17 protein-coding genes, 3 tRNA genes and 3 pseudogenes are annotated in these 20,960 nt (G+C 52.0%); 13 read left to right on the top strand and 10 right to left on the bottom strand.

What is annotated here, in order from left to right; translation table 11 throughout:
• The first annotated feature begins 92 nt into the window (after nt 1-92).
• From RT197_RS00450 to RT197_RS00435, 4 genes are all read left to right on the top strand, one after another.
• Nucleotides 93-168, top strand: a tRNA-Asn gene (locus RT197_RS00450).
• Between the two features lie 139 nt (nt 169-307).
• Nucleotides 308-1,039: a phosphodiester glycosidase family protein gene (locus tag RT197_RS00445; RefSeq protein ID WP_312946183.1), complete on the top strand. Its 732-nt coding sequence runs from the start codon at nt 308-310 to the stop codon at nt 1,037-1,039.
• Between the two features lie 94 nt (nt 1,040-1,133).
• Nucleotides 1,134-2,588, top strand: coding sequence for an AMP nucleosidase (locus RT197_RS00440; RefSeq protein WP_312947537.1), 1,455 nt, complete (start codon nt 1,134-1,136; stop codon nt 2,586-2,588).
• Between the two features lie 17 nt (nt 2,589-2,605).
• On the top strand, nt 2,606-4,384 hold the full coding sequence (locus RT197_RS00435; protein WP_312946182.1) for an aminopeptidase P family protein: 1,779 nt from the start codon (nt 2,606-2,608) through the stop codon (nt 4,382-4,384).
• Between the two features lie 46 nt (nt 4,385-4,430).
• Here the strand turns inward: RT197_RS00435 and RT197_RS00430 are convergent.
• Nucleotides 4,431-4,506: transfer RNA gene (locus RT197_RS00430), tRNA-Asn, on the bottom strand.
• 121 nt (nt 4,507-4,627) lie between these two features.
• Nucleotides 4,628-6,058, bottom strand: coding sequence for an EmmdR/YeeO family multidrug/toxin efflux MATE transporter (locus RT197_RS00425; RefSeq protein ID WP_409529661.1), 1,431 nt, complete (start codon nt 6,056-6,058; stop codon nt 4,628-4,630).
• Between the two features lie 193 nt (nt 6,059-6,251).
• Here RT197_RS00425 and RT197_RS00420 point away from each other — a divergent pair.
• Both RT197_RS00420 and RT197_RS00415 read left to right on the top strand, forming a co-directional pair.
• Nucleotides 6,252-6,327: transfer RNA gene (locus RT197_RS00420), tRNA-Asn, on the top strand.
• Nucleotides 6,328-6,493: 166 nt separating this feature from the next.
• A pseudogene (locus RT197_RS00415) lies at nt 6,494-6,637 on the top strand (Arm DNA-binding domain-containing protein); the annotation flags it as partial.
• A gap of 1,586 nt (nt 6,638-8,223) precedes the next feature.
• On the opposite strand, the pseudogene RT197_RS00405 reads toward RT197_RS00415, so the two are convergent.
• A pseudogene (locus RT197_RS00405) lies at nt 8,224-8,529 on the bottom strand (DUF6531 domain-containing protein); the annotation flags it as partial.
• 2 nt (nt 8,530-8,531) lie between these two features.
• Nucleotides 8,532-8,774, bottom strand: coding sequence for a hypothetical protein (locus tag RT197_RS00400; RefSeq protein WP_312946179.1), 243 nt, complete (start codon nt 8,772-8,774; stop codon nt 8,532-8,534).
• A gap of 412 nt (nt 8,775-9,186) precedes the next feature.
• Here RT197_RS00400 and RT197_RS00395 point away from each other — a divergent pair.
• Nucleotides 9,187-9,540: pseudogene (locus RT197_RS00395) on the top strand (helix-turn-helix domain-containing protein); the annotation flags it as partial.
• A gap of 32 nt (nt 9,541-9,572) precedes the next feature.
• Here RT197_RS00395 and RT197_RS00390 read toward each other — a convergent pair.
• Nucleotides 9,573-10,076 carry an Rrf2 family transcriptional regulator gene (locus tag RT197_RS00390; protein WP_312946176.1) on the bottom strand — a complete coding sequence of 168 codons (504 nt, stop codon included), beginning with the start codon at nt 10,074-10,076 and terminating at the stop codon, nt 9,573-9,575.
• 233 nt (nt 10,077-10,309) lie between these two features.
• Here RT197_RS00390 and RT197_RS00385 point away from each other — a divergent pair, with 233 nt between their 5' ends.
• The 3 genes from RT197_RS00385 to RT197_RS00375 all read left to right on the top strand — a co-directional run bounded on the left by RT197_RS00385 (nt 10,310) and on the right by RT197_RS00375 (nt 13,721).
• Nucleotides 10,310-11,512 carry an NAD(P)/FAD-dependent oxidoreductase gene (locus tag RT197_RS00385; RefSeq protein WP_312946173.1) on the top strand — a complete coding sequence of 401 codons (1,203 nt, stop codon included), beginning with the start codon at nt 10,310-10,312 and terminating at the stop codon, nt 11,510-11,512.
• Nucleotides 11,513-11,808: 296 nt separating this feature from the next.
• Nucleotides 11,809-12,783 (top strand): threonine/serine dehydratase, encoded by a 975-nt coding sequence (locus tag RT197_RS00380; RefSeq protein ID WP_312946170.1) that lies wholly within the window; start codon nt 11,809-11,811, stop codon nt 12,781-12,783.
• Nucleotides 12,780-13,721 (top strand): ornithine cyclodeaminase family protein, encoded by a 942-nt coding sequence (locus tag RT197_RS00375; protein WP_312946168.1) that lies wholly within the window; start codon nt 12,780-12,782, stop codon nt 13,719-13,721. The genes RT197_RS00380 and RT197_RS00375 overlap by 4 nt, the downstream gene beginning before the upstream one ends.
• Here the strand turns inward: RT197_RS00375 and RT197_RS00370 are convergent.
• On the bottom strand, nt 13,702-14,343 hold the full coding sequence (locus RT197_RS00370; protein WP_312946167.1) for a PAS domain-containing protein: 642 nt from the start codon (nt 14,341-14,343) through the stop codon (nt 13,702-13,704). The genes RT197_RS00375 and RT197_RS00370 overlap by 20 nt on opposite strands.
• Nucleotides 14,344-14,568: 225 nt before the next feature.
• Nucleotides 14,569-15,333, bottom strand: coding sequence for a helix-turn-helix transcriptional regulator (locus tag RT197_RS00365; protein WP_312946165.1), 765 nt, complete (start codon nt 15,331-15,333; stop codon nt 14,569-14,571).
• A gap of 93 nt (nt 15,334-15,426) precedes the next feature.
• On the opposite strand from RT197_RS00365, the gene RT197_RS00360 reads away from it, so the two are divergent.
• Nucleotides 15,427-16,569: a multidrug effflux MFS transporter gene (locus RT197_RS00360; protein ID WP_312946163.1), complete on the top strand. Its 1,143-nt coding sequence runs from the start codon at nt 15,427-15,429 to the stop codon at nt 16,567-16,569.
• Between the two features lie 154 nt (nt 16,570-16,723).
• Nucleotides 16,724-17,116 carry a hypothetical protein gene (locus RT197_RS00355; RefSeq protein WP_312946162.1) on the top strand — a complete coding sequence of 131 codons (393 nt, stop codon included), beginning with the start codon at nt 16,724-16,726 and terminating at the stop codon, nt 17,114-17,116.
• Nucleotides 17,117-17,193: 77 nt separating this feature from the next.
• Here the strand turns inward: RT197_RS00355 and RT197_RS00350 are convergent, their stop codons facing one another.
• Complete coding sequence (locus RT197_RS00350; protein ID WP_312946161.1) at nt 17,194-18,219, bottom strand: LLM class flavin-dependent oxidoreductase; 1,026 nt, start codon at nt 18,217-18,219, stop codon at nt 17,194-17,196.
• Nucleotides 18,220-18,610: 391 nt separating this feature from the next.
• Between RT197_RS00350 and yddG the strand changes: the two genes are divergently transcribed.
• On the top strand, nt 18,611-19,534 hold the full coding sequence (yddG, locus tag RT197_RS00345; protein WP_312946158.1) for an aromatic amino acid DMT transporter YddG: 924 nt from the start codon (nt 18,611-18,613) through the stop codon (nt 19,532-19,534).
• Between the two features lie 30 nt (nt 19,535-19,564).
• Here the strand turns inward: yddG and hxlB are convergent, their stop codons facing one another.
• Nucleotides 19,565-20,125 (bottom strand): 6-phospho-3-hexuloisomerase, encoded by a 561-nt coding sequence (hxlB, locus tag RT197_RS00340; protein WP_312946157.1) that lies wholly within the window; start codon nt 20,123-20,125, stop codon nt 19,565-19,567.
• Nucleotides 20,126-20,137: 12 nt separating this feature from the next.
• Nucleotides 20,138-20,890 (bottom strand): SDR family NAD(P)-dependent oxidoreductase, encoded by a 753-nt coding sequence (locus RT197_RS00335; RefSeq protein ID WP_312946155.1) that lies wholly within the window; start codon nt 20,888-20,890, stop codon nt 20,138-20,140.
• Between the last annotated feature and the right edge of the window lie 70 nt (nt 20,891-20,960).

Raw genomic sequence — 20,960 nt, 5'->3', positions numbered from 1 at the left:
TTGCTGGTTTTGTCAGCAATCAAACAGGTTTAGCGCATCCAGCCTTTGACATGATGCAGGAGCCTCGCTAATATTCGCCCCGTTCAAGCGATTCCTCTGTAGTTCAGTCGGTAGAACGGCGGACTGTTAATCCGTATGTCACTGGTTCGAGTCCAGTCAGAGGAGCCAAATTCTAAAAAGCCTGCTTTTAAGCAGGCTTTTTGCTATCTGCCTCCCGCCCGTTCACACGCTCCCGCCCTGCCTTGTTCCGAAAAAGAAAACCAGCAAAATGACAGGGAATCTCCCGCTCTGTAAAGGAACTTAAAACATGACGCTCCGCCTGTCAGTCCTCGCCCTTCTCCTCCCGGTATCCGCTTTCGCCGCCGATCGCTGCGTCCTTAGCGATCCGGCACTCAGCGTGCAGAGTTATCACGTTGATGCAAAGCGAGAACGTATTGTCACCTACTGGAAAAATAAGGATGGCGAAGCGTGGGAATCGATCCGTAATCTACTAAACGATATCGACAGCAACGGGCGGGTACAGATGGTGATGAACGGCGGTATTTATGATAAGTCTTACGCGCCGCTTGGGCTGTATATTGAAAACGGCCGAAAAAGGGTGCCGCTGAACCGCGCATCCGGCGGCGGTAACTTTTTCATCCGCCCCGGCGGAGTGTTTTATCTTAAAGGCCAGAAAGCAGCGATTGTCAGCCTTGACCAGTTCACGTCGTCAAAAGGCGTCGATTATGCGGTGCAGTCCGGCCCGCTGTTGATACAAAACGGGAACATCAATCCACGGCTGCTTGCGTCCGCCAGCTCGCGCAAGATCCGTAACGCGGTTGGCATCACATCGCAGGGTCAGGTGGTATTTATGCTCAGCGCAGGCGCAACCAACTTCTTTGATTTCGCCTGCTACGCCAAATCAAAACTTGCTATCCGCCAGATGCTGTATCTGGACGGCACTATCTCCGCCATGTACCAGAAAGGCGGGAGTATACCGTGGCAATATCACCCTTTCGTCAGCATGATTGCAGTGGAAGCGCAGCCCGGCGATCGTTAAGCGTCCCGGTTCAGTTTTATCCGCTGGCTTTCGTTTCACATTCCTGTGACATACTATCGGGTATATTCAGTTTGTCTGACACAAGGAGCGAATGATGAATAATAAGGGTATCGGTCTGAACCCGAATGAAGCGCTGGATCAACTGGAAGCGCTGTACGAGCAGTCGGTCAGCGCCCTGCGGGACGCCATCAGCGCTTATATCACCGATGAAACGCTGCCTGACCGCGAAGCGCGGGCGCAGGGATTATTTGTTTACCCGCAGATCTCCGTGACCTGGGATGGCAACGCGCATAAAGCACAAAAAACCCGCGCCTATGGTCGCTTCACCCACGCGGGCTGTTACACCACCACCATCACCCGCCCGGCTCTGTTTCGTACCTATCTTGCAGAACAACTGACGCTGTTATATGAAGATTACGGCGCTGAGATCACCGTCACTCGCTCACAGCATGAGATCCCGTTTCCGTATGTGATTGATGGCTCCGAAATCGCGCTCGATCGCTCCATGAGCGCCGGGCTGTCCCGTCATTTCCCAACCACCGAACTGGCGCAGATTGGCGACGAGACGGCGGACGGGCTGTTTCACCCAACCGAGTTTTACCCGCTGTCACATTTTGACGCCCGCCGCGTTGACTTCTCCCTGGCCCGCCTGCGCCATTATACGGGTACGCCGGTCGAGCATTTTCAGCCGTTCGTTTTGTTTACCAACTATACCCGCTACGTTGACGAGTTTGTACGCTGGGGATGCAGCCAGATCCTCGATCCTGACAGTCCCTACATCGCCCTCTCCTGCGCGGGCGGAAGCTGGATCACCGCTGAAACCGAAGCACCTGAAGCCGCCATTTCCGACCTGGCGTGGAAAAAACATCAGATGCCTGCCTGGCACCTGATCACCGCCGACGGCCAGGGGATTACGCTGGTCAATATTGGCGTTGGCCCGTCGAATGCGAAAACGATTTGCGATCACCTCGCGGTGCTGCGCCCGGACGTATGGCTGATGATCGGTCACTGCGGCGGGCTGCGTGAAAGCCAGGCGATCGGCGATTATGTGCTGGCCCATGCTTATCTGCGTGACGATCATGTTCTTGATGCAGTGCTGCCGCCGGATATCCCGATCCCCAGCATTGCCGAAGTCCAGCGCGCGCTGTACGACGCCACCAAGCAGGTCAGCGCCATGCCGGGCGAGGAAGTGAAGCAGCGGCTGCGCACCGGCACGGTGGTCACGACTGACGACCGCAACTGGGAGCTGCGCTACTCCGCCTCCGCCCTGCGCTTTAACTTAAGCCGCGCGGTGGCGATTGATATGGAGAGCGCCACCATTGCCGCCCAGGGCTATCGCTTCCGCGTCCCGTACGGCACGCTGCTGTGCGTCTCCGATAAACCCCTGCATGGCGAAATCAAACTGCCGGGACAGGCCAACCGGTTCTATGAAGGCGCGATCTCCGAGCATCTGCAAATCGGGATCCGCGCCATCGATCTGCTACGCGCCGAAGGCGAACGCCTGCACTCACGCAAGCTGCGCACCTTTAACGAACCGCCGTTCCGTTAATGGCGATAAGGACTTTTATGGATCATTCTCATGCTCTTTCCGCTCTTCGCGATCTGCTGCTGACCCATGCGCTGGATGGGATTATCGTTCCGCGTGCGGATGCCCATCAGAGTGAAGACTGTGCGCCGTGCGACGATAAACTGGCCTGGCTGACGGGTTTTACCGGCTCTGCCGGGCTGGCGCTGGTGCTGCGCGACCGGGCGCTGCTGTTTGTTGACGGGCGTTATCAGGTACAGGCACGCAACGAAGTCGATCTTACTGCCTGGGAGATCCATCATCTGCATAATGAACCGCTCGCCGACTGGCTTCATGCTGAACTGGCGGCGGGAAGCCGCATCGGCTTTGAGCCACTGCTGATGGTCAACAGCCAGTATGAAATGCTTAATGCCACGTCGTGCAACCTGGTGGCGCTTGAAGACGATCCCTTCGAGGCGATCTGGACCGCGCGCCCGCCCAGGCCTGACGGCGCTATTCGCGAGTTACCGCCGGAGATTGCCGGTGAAAGCAGTGCGGATAAACGTCAGCGGATTGCCACGCATCTGGACGAGCAGAACGTTGATTTTCTGGCGATCACGCTGCCGGATAATATCGCCTGGCTGCTTAACGTGCGCGGGTCGGATGTGGCGATGTCTCCGGTGCCGCTCTCCTTCGCGCTGTTAAGCAGGCATGGCGACGTAGAATGGTTTGTCGATGCCGGGAAAACCAGCGGACTGCCCGAATCGCTCCTTGCTTCGCTGACATTAACGCCGCAGGACGCTTTTATCGCCCGCGTCCGGCACGTTGCCGCCGGGAAACGGATTCAGCTCGACGCCGATTATGCCCCGGTCGCATTGCGCTTCGCCGCTGAGCAAGCCGGTGGGGAGGTGGTCTGGCAGGCCGATCCCATCACCTTTCTCAAAGCGACCAAAAATGCCGTCGAGCTGGAAGGATATCGTCATTGCCATCGTCAGGACGGCGCGGCGTGGGTTAATTTCCTCGCCTGGCTGGCGCATGAAGTCTCGGCTCGCGAGGCCGCAGGCGATCCGCTGACCGAACTGGAAGCGCAGCAAAAACAACTGGCGTTTCGCCAGCAGCAGCCGGACTTTATTGAGCCAAGCTTCAGCACCATCTCTGCCGCTGGCAGCAACGCGGCGATGTGTCATTATCATTCCAGCGAGAAGACCAATACGCCGATCACCGGTGCGAATTTTTACCTGAACGATTCCGGCGGTCAGTATCATAACGGCACTACAGACGCGACCCGCACCCTTGCATTCGGTACCCTTGACCCGCAGCGCCGCCTGCATTACACCGCCGTGTTAAAAGGCTTTTTAGCTTTGATTACCCTTCAGTTCCCCACCGGGACGCAGGGCCACCAGCTTGACGCCTTTGCGCGCCGACCGCTGTGGGAACTGGGACTGGATTACGATCACGGCACCGGTCACGGGGTCGGGCATCAGTTGCTGATCCACGAAGCGCCACATCGTCTGGCGAAAAAGGTCAACCCGTGGCCGCTGCGTGCGGGCAATATCATTACCATCGAACCCGGTTTGTATCTGGAAGATCGCTACGGTATTCGGATTGAGAATCAGGTGGAAATTGTGGAGAGTTACCCTGGCTTTTGCCGCTTCTCATCGCTGACGCTGATCCCCATCGATTTAAGCCAGGTGGAATTGCAGTTACTGAGCGAGCAGGAAAAACAGTGGCTGGATGATTATCACCATAAAGTACGCGAAGCGCTTTCGCCGCACATCGCGCGGGATGCGCGTCCTTGGCTTTTCGCCGCCACCGCCCCGCTGCGGGTGAAGGCAGGCTGAGGTCTGAAAAGCAAAAAGCCTGCTCGAAAGCAGGCTTTTTTAAATTTGGCTCCTCTGACTGGACTCGAACCAGTGACATACGGATTAACAGTCCGCCGTTCTACCGACTGAACTACAGAGGAATCGTTTGAACGGGGCGAATATTAGCGAGGCTCCCGCCCCATGTCAAAGGCTGTTTTTACTAATTCAACCGTTTGCCGATTTATTCTCCGAAATGGGCAGAAAGAGTACGACAATATGCGTTTACCCGGCGGTTTTCTTTTGGCGCGGATACTTCCACAGCCAGCGTCCGCTGATCATACGCCAGTAAAAGCAGGCTCCGCGCACCGCCCAGTCAAAGAACATCCCGAGCCATACGCCGACAACGCCCATGCCCAGCACGACGCCAAGCGTATAACCCGCAACCACGCGGCAGCCCCACATGCTGAGCATGGATACCCACATAGAAAAACGCGCGTCGCGAGCGCCTTTTTGCCCTGCTGGCAGTACCCAGGAGGCCGCCCAGATCGGCATAAATGCCGCATTCAGCCAGATGAGGATCTTCACGACTTCCTTCACATCTTCCTCACGGGTATAGAACGCGGCCATTAATCCGGCAAAGGGGGCACTAAGCCAGGCAATAATCGTCAGGCCAATCGTGGACAGCCAGAACACATGACGCAACTGGCGTTCAGCCTGACTTATCTGCCCTTTCCCCAGCCGTTTACCGGTAATGATGGTGGAGGCAGATCCGAGGGCATTCCCCGGCAGGTTAATGAGCGAAGCGATAGAAAAAGCAATAAAGTTACCGGCGATAACATCGGTTCCCATCCCCGCCACGAACATCTGGGTCAGTAGCTTGCCGCCGTTAAACAATACCGATTCGATACTCGCCGGGATGCCAATCCCCAGCACTTCCCACAGGATGCTGAAGTTCAGCGGTGCAAAGTAGCTTTTCAACGAAATACGCAGCGCCGGGTTAAAACCAATCATCAGCACCACAATAATCGCCACCGCACCGATATAGCGTGCGATGGTCAGCCCCAGCCCCGCGCCGACGAAACCTAATCCGTCCCAGGAAAAAACGCCATAAATCAATGCGCTGCTGATCAGAATGTTGAGAATATTCATCCCGCCGTTGATCATCAGCGGGATTTTAGTATTCCCCGCTCCGCGCAGCGCGCCGCTGCCGATAAGCGTGATCGCCGCTGCCGGATAGCTCAGTGCGGTCAGTTCCAGATAGGTCAGGGCAAGCTCTTTCACTTCTGGCGTCGCTTCACCCGCCACAAAATCAATAATCTGCGCGCCAAAAGCATGGATCAGCACCGTTAACCCAATGGCAAACAGGGTCATGATCACCAGCGACTGGCGCGCCGCCGCCCGCGCCCGGCTGGGATCGAGTTTACCGAGGCTAAAAGCCACCACCACCGTGGTTCCCAGATCGACCGCCGCAAAAAAGGCCATGATGACCATATTAAAACTGTCGGCCAGCCCCACGCCTGCCATCGCCTCTTTACCCAACCAGCTCACCAGAAAGGTACTCAGCACCCCCATCAGCAGGACGCAGGTATTTTCCAGAAAAATAGGGATGGCAAGCGGGGAAATCTCACGCCAGAAGAGAACCCGATAACTTTTGCGTTTTTTATACCAGGGCGTGCGCGCAACGGCCTGGCGCAGGGAAGCAGTAACGTCCAAAATTGACCTTAGCTAAAAATGTTGAAACTACATTTCAAATGATGGGGGAGAAAGGCGAAACCTGCAAAGTATTTTCCCACAAAATTTGTCGGCAAATACAACAGATTGTTGCTAAAAGAGCCACTCAAACGCCCGGGCGATTATTGGGGTTTGACAAAAGATTCTACGCCGCTAAGATAAGCCTCCAACCGATTCCTCTGTAGTTCAGTCGGTAGAACGGCGGACTGTTAATCCGTATGTCACTGGTTCGAGTCCAGTCAGAGGAGCCAAATTTTAGTCCTGAGACATCTCTGTGAGTCTCAAGATAGTTAAAAAACAAGAACTTACTTTTGCCCGGTTGTCTCGCAAGAAGCCACCGGGTTTTTTGACGTCCATAGTTTTTGGGGGCCTAATCAGGGGCCTCAAGGTTCGGTGAGCAAACGGAGCTCCCACGCTATGGCATTAACAGACACCGCTATTCGCAAGATCAAACCCTCTGACAAATCCTTCAAAATGACAGACAGTTCTGGACTGTACCTGTTGATCCAACCCAATGGCTCAAAATTCTGGTATATGAAGTACCGCATCGATGGAAAAGAGTAAAAACTGGCCTTTTATTCAGATCACTCACTCCTGGCGAGATAGAACTTGTAAAAAGTGTGTTTCAAAACACCATAAACTACGATCGGGTAAAAATATACTGTGGTAGCAACCAATCCAGATCACAATCAAAAGCTATTACAAATACTCAAAACGGAGAAGTCTTCTAAGAAGAAACAAATATAGAACTGATTTTTCTGCTGGTTATACCAGTTATCATGATTCTGTCAAATATCTTTATTTATTTTTGCCATAACCTTTGTCTGGAAATATTATCTTCATGATTCCTCTTCCCATGATAGTACGTATGCATCATCATGTTGGCGTACATATGTCTTTAATAAACCCTATTTTTTTATACCATAGAGCAACAGGCGACAATTGTCGCTGATTACTGGGTTCTTAGCCAATATGATCTTACGGAATATAAAGGTTTAAGCAGTTATCAGAAATATGAAAAATTTAAGGTTAATATGAGAATAGAACTATTGGGAAAATATGAATCCATTTTAAGCATGCATATTATTATATACCCATTTCGCCCAATAACAATTGGTCAACATTTTACATGACGGAATGATGTTTTTTTACAAAGCCCTTTCCCGGACATAAATATCCAGCCCCCGAATCCAATCAGCGTTTTGCTCTACAACAGAGCAGCAATTTTGAATATATGGAATAATTTCGGCTCGTTTTTTTGTATTACATACTTACAGACATTTATCACAAAAAAACCATCTTTATTTCAACGCATTTATCGTTGACGGGAAACTGGCTACTGAACTCAATGATAAATTCTTTTCATAAGCAAATGAATCGTATGAGTAGATATTTATTACAAATAGTGAAGATATCAATAATAGTAGATTTCTATTTATGATTGTCATTATCTCATCCTCAATGAAACTTCTTCTTGCGCTGCATTGTATGCCTCACTTCTTATATTCTCATTTCCTGATAATTTTACTCATTAACAGAAACCATTGAATATATCCGCCAAGTAAAAAAACAAACCATATAACCGTTAGTACAACATACTTATTGCTAATATTAACACCAATGATAAAATCAACAAGAAACAATAAGACAGCAGAAGCCATCCCTGTAGGAAATGATATCAATACCATCCCATATGCCATTACACTTATTAACTCACTAATATCATGCATTGAATGCAATTGTGAAAGTCTATGCAACGAAAAACACAATATTAGAACGGACAGGCTCAGCCATATTATTTTTACAGAATAAACGAAATAAGTCTTCATATCACCCCCGTCAGCATAAATCTAATTAGCCGCCCAAAATCATTGCCAGAGCATTTCATTCTACATGATTTCAATGCATCATCAGACCAATCTTGACAGTTTTTAAACAGCCCTAAATTTATTGGAATTGGGATATCTGGTAATACAGTATAACGAGGTCTAATTCCTTTGAATTTTTCTTTTAAGCAATTTTCAATGCAACTGTTATCTGGTTCGACAGAATCACATCGCCCTGCACTTTCTTTTGTGTCATTGCTTGCTTTTCCGGGCCCCCATAGCCCATCAGTTGCATGCTCTCCTCTCTGGTCTTGCCCTCCACAAATCTCCCCCCCCTTTCCAGCCGGGGCCGAATATCCCCACAGGGGCGGGCGTCTTTGTGCGGTAACTACTGTAGGTGCGGGAAAGCACAAACGGCAGCGGGCCGGGCAGCGCGAATTCCATTTCGCCGGGTAAGACCTTCGCGCCCAGCAGCGGGTTAACCGGGTTACCGGAGGTCATGCCGCCCGGACAGACCGAACAGGCCACGCCGGTCGGCGCGCCAATCATCACGCCCGCCGAGCCCTGGATTATTGGGCCGCCATATTTTGTCATGTCGCCCATCCGGGCTGCCGGTTTTCCGCTCATATCTATTCTTCCTTGTTCCCTGATTTTTGTTTTGCTTTACTGCCCTGTTTTACAGATTTGTGATGCTGTTTAATCAGTACTGCCGCATATCCGGCGGCGGGCTGCCGCTTTCTTCTGGCGCTTTCGGTTTCCATCCCCTGCCAGATGGTCAGCACCGCTTTCTTTTCCAAAAAGTCGGTCACTGCCAGGGGAGTGTCCCGTTGTCCGTCCACTTCCAGCGTAAAACGCAGACCTTTTAACGACACAATAACCTCTCTGATACAGATACAACTTATCCGACGAGAACTGGCATTGTGGCAAAGGGGAAAACAAACATGATGGCGCAACACCGGATAAAATGTTAAACACTATTACTCTGTGAAACGAAGTACTCCCTTTCAGCATTCATACTTTTGATTGATATCAATGGAATGGATTAAACAGTAGAATATTTATTAACAGGTGATTGCATATCGCTCAATATATGTATTAAGTGAATGTATTATTTTTTGATATTCACAATGTGATAGTATTTTGATGTTTTATTCTCACATAATTCTATTTAGTACTTCCATCTAAATAGCTGCGCGGAATAGTAGATCACTTTGAGGGAACTCGGTCCGGATTGTGCGATCTGATCAATCGCCAAATATCGCAAACCACCAACCGGACTGAGCGATGCCGATCATAGCACCAATACCCTGCGACAAACGACGCCTGATGCAGAAAGCGATCCATAAAACGCATGACAAGAATCATGCCCGCACACTGACCGCAATGCTGATGCTGCATCGTGGTGACCGTGTCAGCGACGTGGTCAGAACACTCTGCTGCGACCGTTCATCCGTTGGGCGTTGGGTTAACTGGTTTACGCTGTCAGGTGTTGAAGGCCTGAAATCCTTGCCTGCCGGGCGTCCCCGTCGCTGGCCCTTTGAGCATATCTGCACTCTGTTACGTGAACTGATAAAGCACTCTCCCGGCGATTTTAGTTATCAGCGTTCACGCTGTAGTACGAAATTTTTGTTGCCAAAGCCACAGCCCGGCAAGCGTTGCGCTATCGTCAGTTACCCCTTGCGCGCGGCAACCCACTCCTGCACTTCAACCGCGAAAGTGTCCGGTGCTTTGCGGTACATTTTGCGCGCCAGATCGAGAATGGTGTGCTGACCCAGCGCCTCTTCCATCCGCTGCTGCGCCATGTCCATTACCGAGCGTACACCGCAAATCCCCTCGCAGGCCCATTCCGGCGGCGACTCGTCAAATACCGCCAGGCGCTGGCGAATCTCACGGCATTCAAAAATCCGCTTATCGCCGTCAATGGCATTCGCCACGTCGAGAACCGTGATGTGCTCGGCAGGTTTCGCCAACTGGAAGCCGCCGCCTTTACCCTCGATGCTACGCACCAGCCCCGCTTTTGACAGGCGGGTAAAGATCTTGGCCAGATAGTCGTAGGGCACGCTTTGCAGGTCGGCAATCTCGCGAACGCTCATATCACGGGCGTCACCCTTGCTATCCACCATGCACATCAGGCTATGGATGCCGTATTCAACCCCGGAACTGTAAAATGCCATTCTCAATATCTCAGCATAAATAAATCCGAGTTATTGTAGCTTTTTCGCCATCCTCATTCCAGAACGATTCCAATAACAAAAATATTAATTGCCTTTAATTCATTAAAAATCAACAAAATAAGAAGAAATTTCAGGTAAAAACGAGCTCAGCATCACAAATAGCATTGCGCCGACTAACTACGACAAATATAATCCTAGTAAATGAAGCGTAATCAACAGTGAGTACAACAGAAATGCATAAACAAATTCTCATCGTCGGAGCCGGTTTTGCCGGTATGTGGGCAGCACTGAGCGCCGCGCGCCTGGCGGATAAAAATCAAAAACAACCCGTTGATATTACTGTGATTGCCCCGCAGCCTGAGCTGCGCGTGCGCCCTCGCTTCTATGAGAGCGCCGTACCAACCCTGGTTGCCCCTCTACAGCCGCTATTTGACGCAACCGGCATCCGTTTTCTGCGCGGTACGGTTACGCAGATCCTGCCAGGCAGCAAAAACGTTGACTGGACAGATACCTCCGGCGAAAACCACACCTTTAGCTACGACCGTTTAGTGCTGGCCAGCGGCAGCCACGTTAACCGCTCACTCGTTGCCGGTGCCGAAACTCACGCCTTCGACCTTGACCAGCTGGAGAGCGCGACGGTACTGGAGAATCATCTGCATTCACTGGCAACGCACGAAGAGAGCGCGCAGCGCAATACCGTAGTCGTATGCGGCGGCGGCTTTACCGGGATCGAGATGGCGCTGGAGCTACCGACGAAGCTGCGCGAGATCCTTGGCGAGAATGCTAAGACCAGAGTAGTCGTAGTTGAGCGAGGTCCGCAGCCTGGCTCGCGCTTCAGCGAGGCGCTGAGCGAGGTGATTGTTCAGGCTTCTGAAGCGCTGGGCGTGGAGTGGTTAGTGAATGCCGAAGTAGAAAGCGTAGAGGCTAACGGCGTGACGCTCAAAGACGGGCGTCAGATTGCTTCGCACACTGTTATCTGGACCGTCGGCGTACAGGCCAACGCGCTGGCGGCACAGATTGATGCCCCACGCGACCGTCAGGGCCGTCTGCATGTTAACAGCGAACTTCAGGTGGTCGGGCATGAAGACATTTACGCCACCGGCGACGTGGCCTACGCCGCCACCGACGATAAGGGAAATCACGCGTTAATGACCTGCCAGCATGCAATTTTGCTGGGGAAATTTGCCGGTAACAACGCCGCCGCCAGCCTGCTGGACGTCGCTCCCCTGCCGTATCGTCAGGAAACTTACGTCACCTGTCTGGATCTTGGCGCATGGGGCGCGGTCTACACCGAAGGCTGGGATCAGCAGGTGAAGCTGACGCGCGCCGAGGCGAAAAAGCTCAAAATGTCGATCGTCAGCGAGCTTATCTATCCGCCGAAGGCCGATAAAGCGGTAGCGTTTGAGATTGCAGACCCGCTGGCACCGTTTGTATAAACCCTGTTGCGGAAATACACCTTCGGGTAAACAGAATTAACGCATAAAAAGGCCACCCTGCCGTAATACTACGATGACCCAATCTCCTCCAGCGTCGACGATGCCCGGCCCGCGCTGTGCGAGACAGTTTAGATCAGGTATAGCGGTAGCGGAACTGCCGGACGAAGACGGCAACCTGGCGTTGAGCGCCCTTTCCCGCGCTTACGGCCAGGTAGCTTGCCTGGTGAAGCAAAACAGCTTGCCAATGAAAATAAAAAATGTCTATTATGGACTTTTAGTCCACTATGGATTGTATCATGTCAGTTACCCGTCAACTTACTGCCATTCTTACCGATTGTTACGATGCGCATCAGGCCATACGCCCACAAGTCGCTGTTACGCCGCTGCTTTTCAGCCCGGGCTTTAGCAAGCAGCTTAATAGTGAGGTCTGGTTTAAAGCAGAGCATTTGCAACATACCGGATCGTTTAAATTTCGCGGTGCCAGTAATAAATTGCGTTTGCTGGATGAGGATTGTCGCGCCCGGGGTGTCATTACTGCCTCCTCTGGCAATCATGGTCAGGGAATGGCGCTGGCAGGCCAACTGAACGATGTTCCGGTGACGGTTTACGCCTCAGAAAGTGCTTCCTCGCTTAAGCTCAGCGCTATCCGGGCATGGGGAGCGAAAGTCATTACGCTGGATACGGATCCGCTGAGCGTGGAAATCGCGGCGGCAGCCGCTGCACGTCAGGAGGGAAAAATATTTGTTTCTCCTTATAACGATAAAGACGTCATTGCGGGTCAGGGCACGATCGCGCTGGAAATGCTGGAGCAGCAGCCTGAGCTGGACGCAGTGTTTGTCGCCGTCGGCGGCGGCGGTCTGATTTCCGGGATCGGTGCCGTACTGAAAAATCTTAGTCCGCACACTAAAGTGATTGGCTGCTGGCCTGAAGCCTCTCCGGCGATGTATGCCTCATTACAGGCGCAGCATATTGTTGAGGTGGAGGAAAGCGAAACGCTCTCCGATGGAACAGCGGGTGGCCTTGAGCCAGGGAGTATCACCTTCCCGCTTTGTATGCAGGTTATTGATGAGTGCGTGCTGGTCAGCGAAGCAGAGATTCGGCAGGCAATGCGCGAGATTGCTCGTAGCGAGCGCTGGATGATCGAAGGGGCAGCAGGTGTCGCCGTGGCCGCTCTTCTGAAACAAGCCAGCGTCTGGAAAGGAAAGCGCGTTGCCGTTGTTCTCTGCGGACGAAATATTATGCTGGAGAAGTTTATTGGAGCGGTGTCATGAGAGTCGTCACGCTCAGTGAAATACAGGCCAGTCTGCCTGTCAGCGATGCGATCCGCTCTTTAGAAGAAGGTTTTATTGCCTACAGCCGGGGCGAAGTGCAATCTCCGCCGGTTCAGCAATTTACTTTCGCAGAGGTTGATGGCGATTGTTGTATTAAATCGGCGTGGGTAGATCAGAGTGATTACTTTGCGGTGAAAATCTCCACCGGTTTTTATCAAAATCCGTCGCAGGGGCTTGCCAGTAATAATGGTCTGATCATGCTTATCTCGGCAAAAACAGGCCAGCCCGTTGTACTCCTTCATGATCATGGATGGCTCACAGCCATGCGGACCGCAATTGCTGGACGAATAGTCGCTCGCCTGCTCATGCCTGAAAAAATACATGCTATTGGAATTTATGGCACCGGGCTTCAGGCACAACTACAGCTCAGGCAGCTTTTAGAAATAACGGATTGCCGCGATGTGATCGTCTGGGGACGAAGTCAGCAAAGTCTGGAGGTTATGCAGGAAAATATACGTGATACCAACGTTAGTTTTACTGGTACTACTCTGGCGGAGCGTGTAGCAAGGGAAGCAAATATGATTGTGACCGCAACGCCTTCCCACAAACCACTCATTAATAGCTCATGGATAACTCCCGGCACCCACATAACGGCCGTGGGTGCAGATAGCCCGGGTAAGCAAGAGCTGGCAGTGACGTTGCCTGGAAAGGCTAAATTAATTGTTGTGGACTCAATAAAACAGTGTCGTCAGTATGGCGAGGTCAGTCATGCACTGAAAGCCGGTCTGATCGCCGGGCAACACCTGATTGAACTGGGCGCTTTATTAGAGAGCGATCGTTTTGAACGCCATCAACAGGATATCACCCTTGCCGATTTAACAGGTCTGGGCATCCAGGATCTGCAAATTGCGCGCAGCCTTATGCATTCTCTTCTTTAAACTCTTTCAGATATTTGTAGACGGTTGCTCTGCCCAGCACCAGCACCCGTCCAATATAGTTGGCGGCGCTTTTGCCTTCAAAAGCGCCTTCATCATAAAGCGCGGAAACCAGGGCACGTTTCTGATCCCGATTAAGCGTGGCGAGGCTAAGTTGTTTGTCACGAAGCCATCCTTGTATAAAGACATTAATGCGTTCCTGCCAGTCATCACGAAATAACGCATCAGGCTGAGGGATGACTCGCCCGGACTGAAAGAAAAGATTCAGGATATCTCGCGCCTGCTCCAGTACCGACAGATTGAGGTTAATACACATCACGGTGTCACCGTGGCCTGTTTCATCGCGCAAAACGGTACTTATCGATCGGATTTTCTGACCATTCCAGTTGGTTTTTTCATAAGGCCCAATCACAACCTCGTCATTTTCAACAAGGGGTAGCTGGTCCAGACCTGAGTCATCGCCAATACCTCTGCCGGAGAAGTTATTCGCAATGTAAAGCACGCGCTGCGTCCTGAGACTATGCAGGATGACTTCAGCATGAGGAAATAACAGCGTCGCGATGCTGTCAGCGATCGCCTGGTAATTATGCATACGGGGGGTATTTGAAATATCGGTCGGCATCATTTCCTCCTGATGAAAGCAGGATGATACGCGAAAGTCACCCTCCTTAATACCCTGATAGCCTGTTCTGAACAGGCTCTGTAAAGGCAAACTGAAGATGCGATGTGGGCGAAGCAAAGGGGAAAGCGAAGCGTCAGGGTAAATAAAATCTGTGGCTGGGTTGTGGTGGAATCGCCAAATAGAATAAAAGTCCCTTACAGGCAAAAATGTTTATAACCCACAATTTCTTCAGGCGAAATACTGCCCTGGCGTCTCCCCCGTCATTGTTCGGAAAAAGTATATAAATGCGCTGTCGCTGGCAAAACCCAGACTCTGGGCGGTATCAGTAATCCGTTGGCCGGTCGCGAGCAGTTCAACGGCCTTCATCAGACGCCATTGCTGCCTCCACTGCTGGAAAGACATTCCGGTATCGCGTCGGAAGATACGGCTTATCGTTTTTTCGCTGGCACCGCAAAGCGCGGCAAGTTCTTGCAGCGTTGGCGGCAAGGCATCCCCGGACAGACGGCTGAGTCGCTTATCCTGAGGCAAGGCAAGCATCATTGGTTCGTAAGCAGCAGTACATATTTCTGCGACACAAAGTGCGGCGAGGTGTAATGAAGACCCGGATCCCCAGCGCGTTTCCCACGGCTGTTCGGTAATGCGTTCTAAAAGTTCACGCAGTAAGGGGGAAACATTAAGAATGCCTGGCGAAGCTGGCAGCGAAGGAAAATGCTGCGGCTGAAACCAGATTGAACGATAGGCAACCGTATTCTTCATCTCCGCGCGATGGCTGACGCCAGCGGGGATCCATGCCGCCCTGGTGGGGGGAAGAAGGCACAACAACGCACCGTTATTCAATGTCAGTCGTATGCAACCCTGGCGCGTAAAAAGGATCTGGGCCATTGCGTGCTGATGTAAGCCTGAGTCATGATTTCCCAACTCTGCCTGAATCCCAATAACAGAATTTTTCAGGGTATCAGGATCGAATACCGCATTAGCATTAAGCCAGGCCATAATGTCCTATTTTCGATATTTAAAGGCATTATGTTTATAATATTCAAAAAATGGCTGGCTTACAATCACGCCTCTTTTATTCAGGAGGCGAAAATGTTTAGCCGAACAGCAATGGTGATGATCACTGCATTACTGATGTTTCCTCAAATCGCGGAAACGATTTATAGCCCGGCCCTGACCAGTATCAGCGCGCATTTTTCTGTGACCGCCCAGCAAACTGCGCAAACCTTATCCGTTTATTTTATTGGCTTTGCCGCTGGGGTTCTGTTCTGGGGACGCGTCAGTGATAACTGGGGACGCAAACCCGCTTTACTGGCAGGGCTGGCTGTCTATGCCGTGGGAACGCTTATCGCTTTAGTTGTTTCGGGCTTCACCTTATTACTTGCGGCACGCGTGATAACGGCTTTCGGCGCTGCCACCGGCTCGGTAGTGACCCAAACGATGCTGCGCGATCGTTTTAGTGGCCCCAGGCTCGCAGCTATTTTCTCGTTAATCGGCATTGCCCTGGCAATAAGTCCCGCAGTGGGCATTTATGTCGGCGGGTTGCTGGCCTGGCGATGGGAGTTTTATGGCGTCTTTATTGCTCTGACAATTCTGTCGGGACTATTACTGGCGGGCAGCCTGTTCATTCTCCCTGAAACACGCTCGTCGCAGCATTCAGACGTGGCTTTTTGGTCCGTGCTTTATCTGATGTTGCGTGATAAAAAAGTCTGGCTGGCGATTGTCCTTGTCGCCGCCTTTAATGTGAGTCTTTTTAGCTATTACAGCCTGGCACCGTTTATTTTTGCACGACTCCATTTTGATACCCAGACTTTTGGCTTCAGCGGTGTCGCACTTGCCACGGGTTCAATAATCGGCTCGCAGATTAATCGCCTGCTGTTCCAGCAGGGGAAAAGTCAACGCTGGATATTAACGCTTGCCTGCATCCTCAACCTGTTTGGTAGCACTGGCGTTCTCTGTTTTAGCGATTCCCTGAATTTCCTGCTGCCAATGGCGCTGGTGATGACGTCGTTTTCAATGGCTATTCCTGTCGTGCTCAGCTCAGCGCTGAACGCCTATTCGCATTGCCGGGGCACAGCTGGCGCGCTATTTGGCTTCTTTTATTACGTATTCATTGGATCAGGCCTGATGCTTGCAGGATGGTCACAATGGCTGGGGTTAACACTGATGATATGCGCCCTTTTGGGATGTATTGCCGCGTGGCTTTATTTACCGCTACTTAATGAGAAATATTAATATCAGGACGTTGTGCTGACGGAGGGGTCACACAAAGTCATAAATAAGCATTTGTTGACCCGACCTGCTAAAACGCATCGTGTCCGACGCTGAGAAAGAATTCCATGAACAGCTTAGCCATTCAACGGCGCAATAAATAACCCTGAGGTTTTCCATGAAAAAAGATATTCATTACCAGTTTCATCACTTCGGTATTCCTGTTCAGGATGGAAGCACGGAGGGTATGTATAGTGAAAAAGCGGGGATGTATACCACCGATAATCCCGGCAAGTTTCGGGTGCAATGGCATCGTTTTACCGATAATTCCCCTCTGCACCCACTCATCAAAACCGTGCCGCATGTGGCATTTAAAGTAAATAATTTAGCCCTGGCCATTGAAGGTGAAGACGTGATTTTGGGTCCCTGTGAACCGATTGATGATTACTTCGTGGCCATCATTAACGACGCAGGCGCGCCTGTCGAACTGATTGAAACGTCGCTGGACGATGATGAAATATGGGCCAGAGCACGCCGGAGTCAGGGTTCTTTGTATCGCAGCGATGAGTGATTTTTAAATGCGGGGCGAATGACAATACACTTGCCAAAAGACTGGCGAGGCATCCGACCACCCCGCCCTACTCACCCTTACTCACGCCACCCCATCGCTGGCGCAACGTGCTTCAGAATAGACTCAATAACGTGCACGTTATATTCCACGCCCAGTTGATTCGGCACGGTCAGCAACAGCGTATCCGCTTCAGCGATGGCCTGATCCTGTTTTAACTGGTCGATCAACTTTTCCGGCTCGGCGGCGTAGCTGCGTCCGAAGACGGCGCGGGTTTTCTCATCAAGAAAACCGACTTTATCGCTGTCATCACCGCTTGCACCAAAATATGCCCGGTCACGGTCATCCATCAGAGCAAAAATACTGCGGCTGACAGAAACACGCGGCGTGCGGGCGTGGCCTGCTTCGGCCCACGCGGCGCGGTAAGCGCGGATCTGTTTCGCCTGCTGGATATGAAACGGCTCACCGGTTTCATCGTTTTTGAGGGTCGAACTTTGCAGATTCATCCCCAGCTTCGCGGCCCAGACTGCGGTGGCATCGGAGGAAGCGCCCCACCAGATGCGCTCGCGCAGGCCTGCGGAAAAAGGTTCGGGGCGCAGCAGACCCGGCGGGTTCGGGAACATTGGCTGCGGGTTAGGCTTTGCAAAACCTTCACCGCGCAACACGTCCAGCAGCACTTCGCTGTGCTGACGCGCCATATCCGCTTCGGTTTCACCTTCGGCAGGCTGATAACCGAAATAGCGCCAGCCATCGATCACCTGCTCCGGCGAGCCACGGCTGATACCCAATTGCAGGCGTCCGCCTGAAATAAGGTCCGCTGCGCTGGCGCTCTCAGCCATATACAGCGGGTTTTCGTAGCGCATATCAATGACCCCGGTGCCGATTTCAATCCGGCGGGTCTTCGCACCGATGGCGGCCAGCAGGGGAAAAGGCGATGCAAGCTGACGGGCAAAATGGTGAACTCTGAAATATGCGCCGTCGGCACCCAGTTCTTCAGCCGCCACCGCCAGATCGACAGACTGTAGCAGCGCATCAGCGGCTGAACGGGTGGCAGAGTGCGGCGAAGGGGTCCAGTGACCAAATGACAAAAATCCGATCTTCTTCATAACAGCGTTGTCCTGTTGAGAGAAATCTTGAGCAGACCGCACCACGATAAAAAGCGCAGCCTGCCCGGCATAGTGACTACTTTACGCGACAGGGGCTAAGAAGAAAGATCGTTTGTTTGACCTGTTACATCAAATAAATTGACTGATAATCGCCGCCTCACTTTGTCTGACCGGAAGCATGGAAGGGAAATGCGTAAGGCAACGGGCTCCTCTACCCGGCAGAGCCAAATGTAAAGCGCATGAGGCTGCAATGCGGTGGAACAGACAGCATAACATTCCCTGTTTCAGGAAGGCGTTTTTGGCTCTATCCTGTCTATGGCCGCGTTCAGCAGCATTGAAGCGCTAACGAACGCCGTGCAGGGATTCACCTTTTACGGAACAGAAAACGGTAATGATACAACAGAGAGAAACGCGCAATAAAATGACCCTCGTGGGCCTGCTGGCGATCGTGCTGTGGGGCAGCCTGGTGGGCCTGATCCGCAGCGTCAGCGAAGGTTTTGGTCCTGTAGGCGGTGCGGCGATGATCTACACCGTCGCATCGGCGATATTATTTTTTACCGTCGGTTTTCCGCGACTTAGCACCTTTCCCCGCCGCTATCTGCTGTGGGGAAGTCTGCTGTTTGTCACTTATGAGCTGTGCCTGTCATTGTCGATTGGCTATGCCAGTTCCGGGCGGCAGGCGATTGAAGTCAGCATGGTCAATTACCTGTGGCCGAGTTTTACGCTGGTCGCCGCCATTCTGTTTAACAAACAGCGCGCCAGCCTGCTGATTTTCCCCGGCGTTTTGATCTCAATGCTGGGCATTTTCTGGGTTTTGGGCGGAGATAAAGGGTTAGATCTCGCGGCAACCCTCGCCAATATTGAGGATAACCCATTAAGTTACGGACTGGCGTTCGCCGGGGCGGTAATTTGGGCCGCCTACTCCATCGTCACGGCAAAATATGCCGATGGCAAAAATGGCATCACCTTTTTCTTCATGCTGGTTGCCGTCGCACTCTGGGGCAAATATCTGCTTAGCGGCGGCGGGGAGATGATATTCAGCGCCCGGTCACTTATCGCGCTGGCGCTGGCGGCTTCGGCAATGGGTTTTGGCTACGCCGCGTGGAATATCGGCATTTTACATGGCAACGTGACCGTTCTGGCAGGCGCGTCCTACTTCACGCCCATCCTCTCCGCTGCGCTGGCGGCGGTGATCCTCGGTGCCCCGCTTTCATTCACCTTCTGGCAGGGCACGGCGATGGTGTGCGCAGGTTCAATCCTCTGTTGGGCGGCAACACGTATGCGTAAACGCCATCCGCAGGGAGTGAACCCATAACACCTTTCTTTTACCTGTCACGCGTGAGCACTATTCCAGATCGGCATGTCTGACAAACATGCTTTCGCTGGTTTCGCCGAGCTGGGCCATCAACTCCAGCACGATGGCATCATAAGTAATGAAGCAGAGCTGTTCAAACGCCGAGCCCATTGGCTGCGAAAAGGCACCGTCTTCACGCGCATTCTCGTCTTTAACGGTGCCGGGGAGGACCAGCACGCTTTTAGCCAATCGGCCAATGGTGGAGTCGGCTTTCATGGTGACCAGCGCCACGTCCACGCCGCTTGCCACCGCTTTCTCGGCAAGGCTTTTCAGGCTGGTGGTTTCACCGCTACCGGAACCAATGATCACTAAATCGCCCGGTCGGGTATGCGGTGCGGAAATTTCACCGACCATGCTGACGGCAAAACCCAGGTGTAATAGCCGATTGGCAAACCCGCGGATCGCAATTCCGCTTCGGCCAGCTCCCTGCAAAAAAATATGGTTGGCCTTCTTAATATGCCGGATAAATTGCGCGGCCTGCGCATTATCGATTCCGGCCGCGTTGTGTTCTAATTCCCGGAGAATATTAATGGTGTTTTCTTTAATGCCCATGTTATTTCCCTCTTATGCAATCGTTCGCCCGCCGTCCATTAAAATAGTTTGCCCCTGAATATAGGAGTTGGACTTGTCGGCCAGAAAAATCGCCAGATTTGCCACGTCATCAATCGTTCCGAGGCGACGCACCGGAATTTTCTTCAGCACGGCGTCAAGGTCTGCCTGGGTCGGATAATTCACCCGCATCATTTCGCCGGTATCAATCAGCCGTGGCGCAATCGCGTTGACGTTGACGCCTTTCGGCCCCAGTTCTTTGGCCAGTCCACGAATCAGCCCTTCCCCACCGGCCTTGCTGGCGGGATAACTTACGCCGCCGCCAGTACCGGACAGCGCAGAACCGGAAGAGATATAGACAATGGAACCCTTGTTGGTTAAGAAATCATCATAGAAAGCTTTTACGGTATTAAATAAACCTGACAGATTGATCGCCAGCGTTTTATTCCACTCGTCAAAGGAAATGTCACTGACCTTATTCGCAAAAGCCACGCCCGCATTTAAAATCAGAATATCAATGCGGCCAAAAGTGGCAATAACCTGTTCACGGACCCGGACCAGCGCCTGTGGGTCAGAAACGTCGGTTTTAATGAAGAGTGATTTCACCTGACCAAACGTTAATTCTGCGGCGGTTTTGGTGCCGTTTTCTTCGTTATAATCAACAATGACCGTATTAGCACCACGCTCAGCGAATTGCCTGGCGATGCCTTTGCCGATACCGTGTGCGCCGCCGGTAATTAAGGCGACCTTTCCATTAAAGTGACTCATTGTGTTTCTCCTGATTTTTACAGTGTTAAGACGAGGTTTTCCTCCCGACAATAACTGTCGAAAACCTCAA

Source organism: Superficieibacter sp. (assembly GCF_032071645.1).
GTDB lineage: Bacteria > Pseudomonadota > Gammaproteobacteria > Enterobacterales > Enterobacteriaceae > Superficieibacter.
This window is presented reverse-complemented; position numbering and strand designations above follow the sequence as displayed.

Coding starts and splice junctions, on each gene's coding strand:
- RT197_RS00380 (WP_312946170.1), top strand. CDS start 11,809: ATGTCAGTTACCCGTCAACTTACTGCCATTCTTACCGATTGTTACGAT.
- RT197_RS00350 (WP_312946161.1), bottom strand. CDS start 18,219: ATGAAGAAGATCGGATTTTTGTCATTTGGTCACTGGACCCCTTCGCCG.
- RT197_RS00385 (WP_312946173.1), top strand. CDS start 10,310: ATGCATAAACAAATTCTCATCGTCGGAGCCGGTTTTGCCGGTATGTGG.
- RT197_RS00375 (WP_312946168.1), top strand. CDS start 12,780: ATGAGAGTCGTCACGCTCAGTGAAATACAGGCCAGTCTGCCTGTCAGC.
- RT197_RS00360 (WP_312946163.1), top strand. CDS start 15,427: ATGTTTAGCCGAACAGCAATGGTGATGATCACTGCATTACTGATGTTT.
- RT197_RS00390 (WP_312946176.1), bottom strand. CDS start 10,076: ATGGCATTTTACAGTTCCGGGGTTGAATACGGCATCCATAGCCTGATG.
- RT197_RS00435 (WP_312946182.1), top strand. CDS start 2,606: ATGGATCATTCTCATGCTCTTTCCGCTCTTCGCGATCTGCTGCTGACC.
- RT197_RS00440 (WP_312947537.1), top strand. CDS start 1,134: ATGAATAATAAGGGTATCGGTCTGAACCCGAATGAAGCGCTGGATCAA.
- RT197_RS00445 (WP_312946183.1), top strand. CDS start 308: ATGACGCTCCGCCTGTCAGTCCTCGCCCTTCTCCTCCCGGTATCCGCT.
- hxlB (WP_312946157.1), bottom strand. CDS start 20,125: ATGGGCATTAAAGAAAACACCATTAATATTCTCCGGGAATTAGAACAC.
- RT197_RS00335 (WP_312946155.1), bottom strand. CDS start 20,890: ATGAGTCACTTTAATGGAAAGGTCGCCTTAATTACCGGCGGCGCACAC.
- RT197_RS00365 (WP_312946165.1), bottom strand. CDS start 15,333: ATGGCCTGGCTTAATGCTAATGCGGTATTCGATCCTGATACCCTGAAA.
- RT197_RS00355 (WP_312946162.1), top strand. CDS start 16,724: ATGAAAAAAGATATTCATTACCAGTTTCATCACTTCGGTATTCCTGTT.
- RT197_RS00370 (WP_312946167.1), bottom strand. CDS start 14,343: ATGATGCCGACCGATATTTCAAATACCCCCCGTATGCATAATTACCAG.
- yddG (WP_312946158.1), top strand. CDS start 18,611: ATGATACAACAGAGAGAAACGCGCAATAAAATGACCCTCGTGGGCCTG.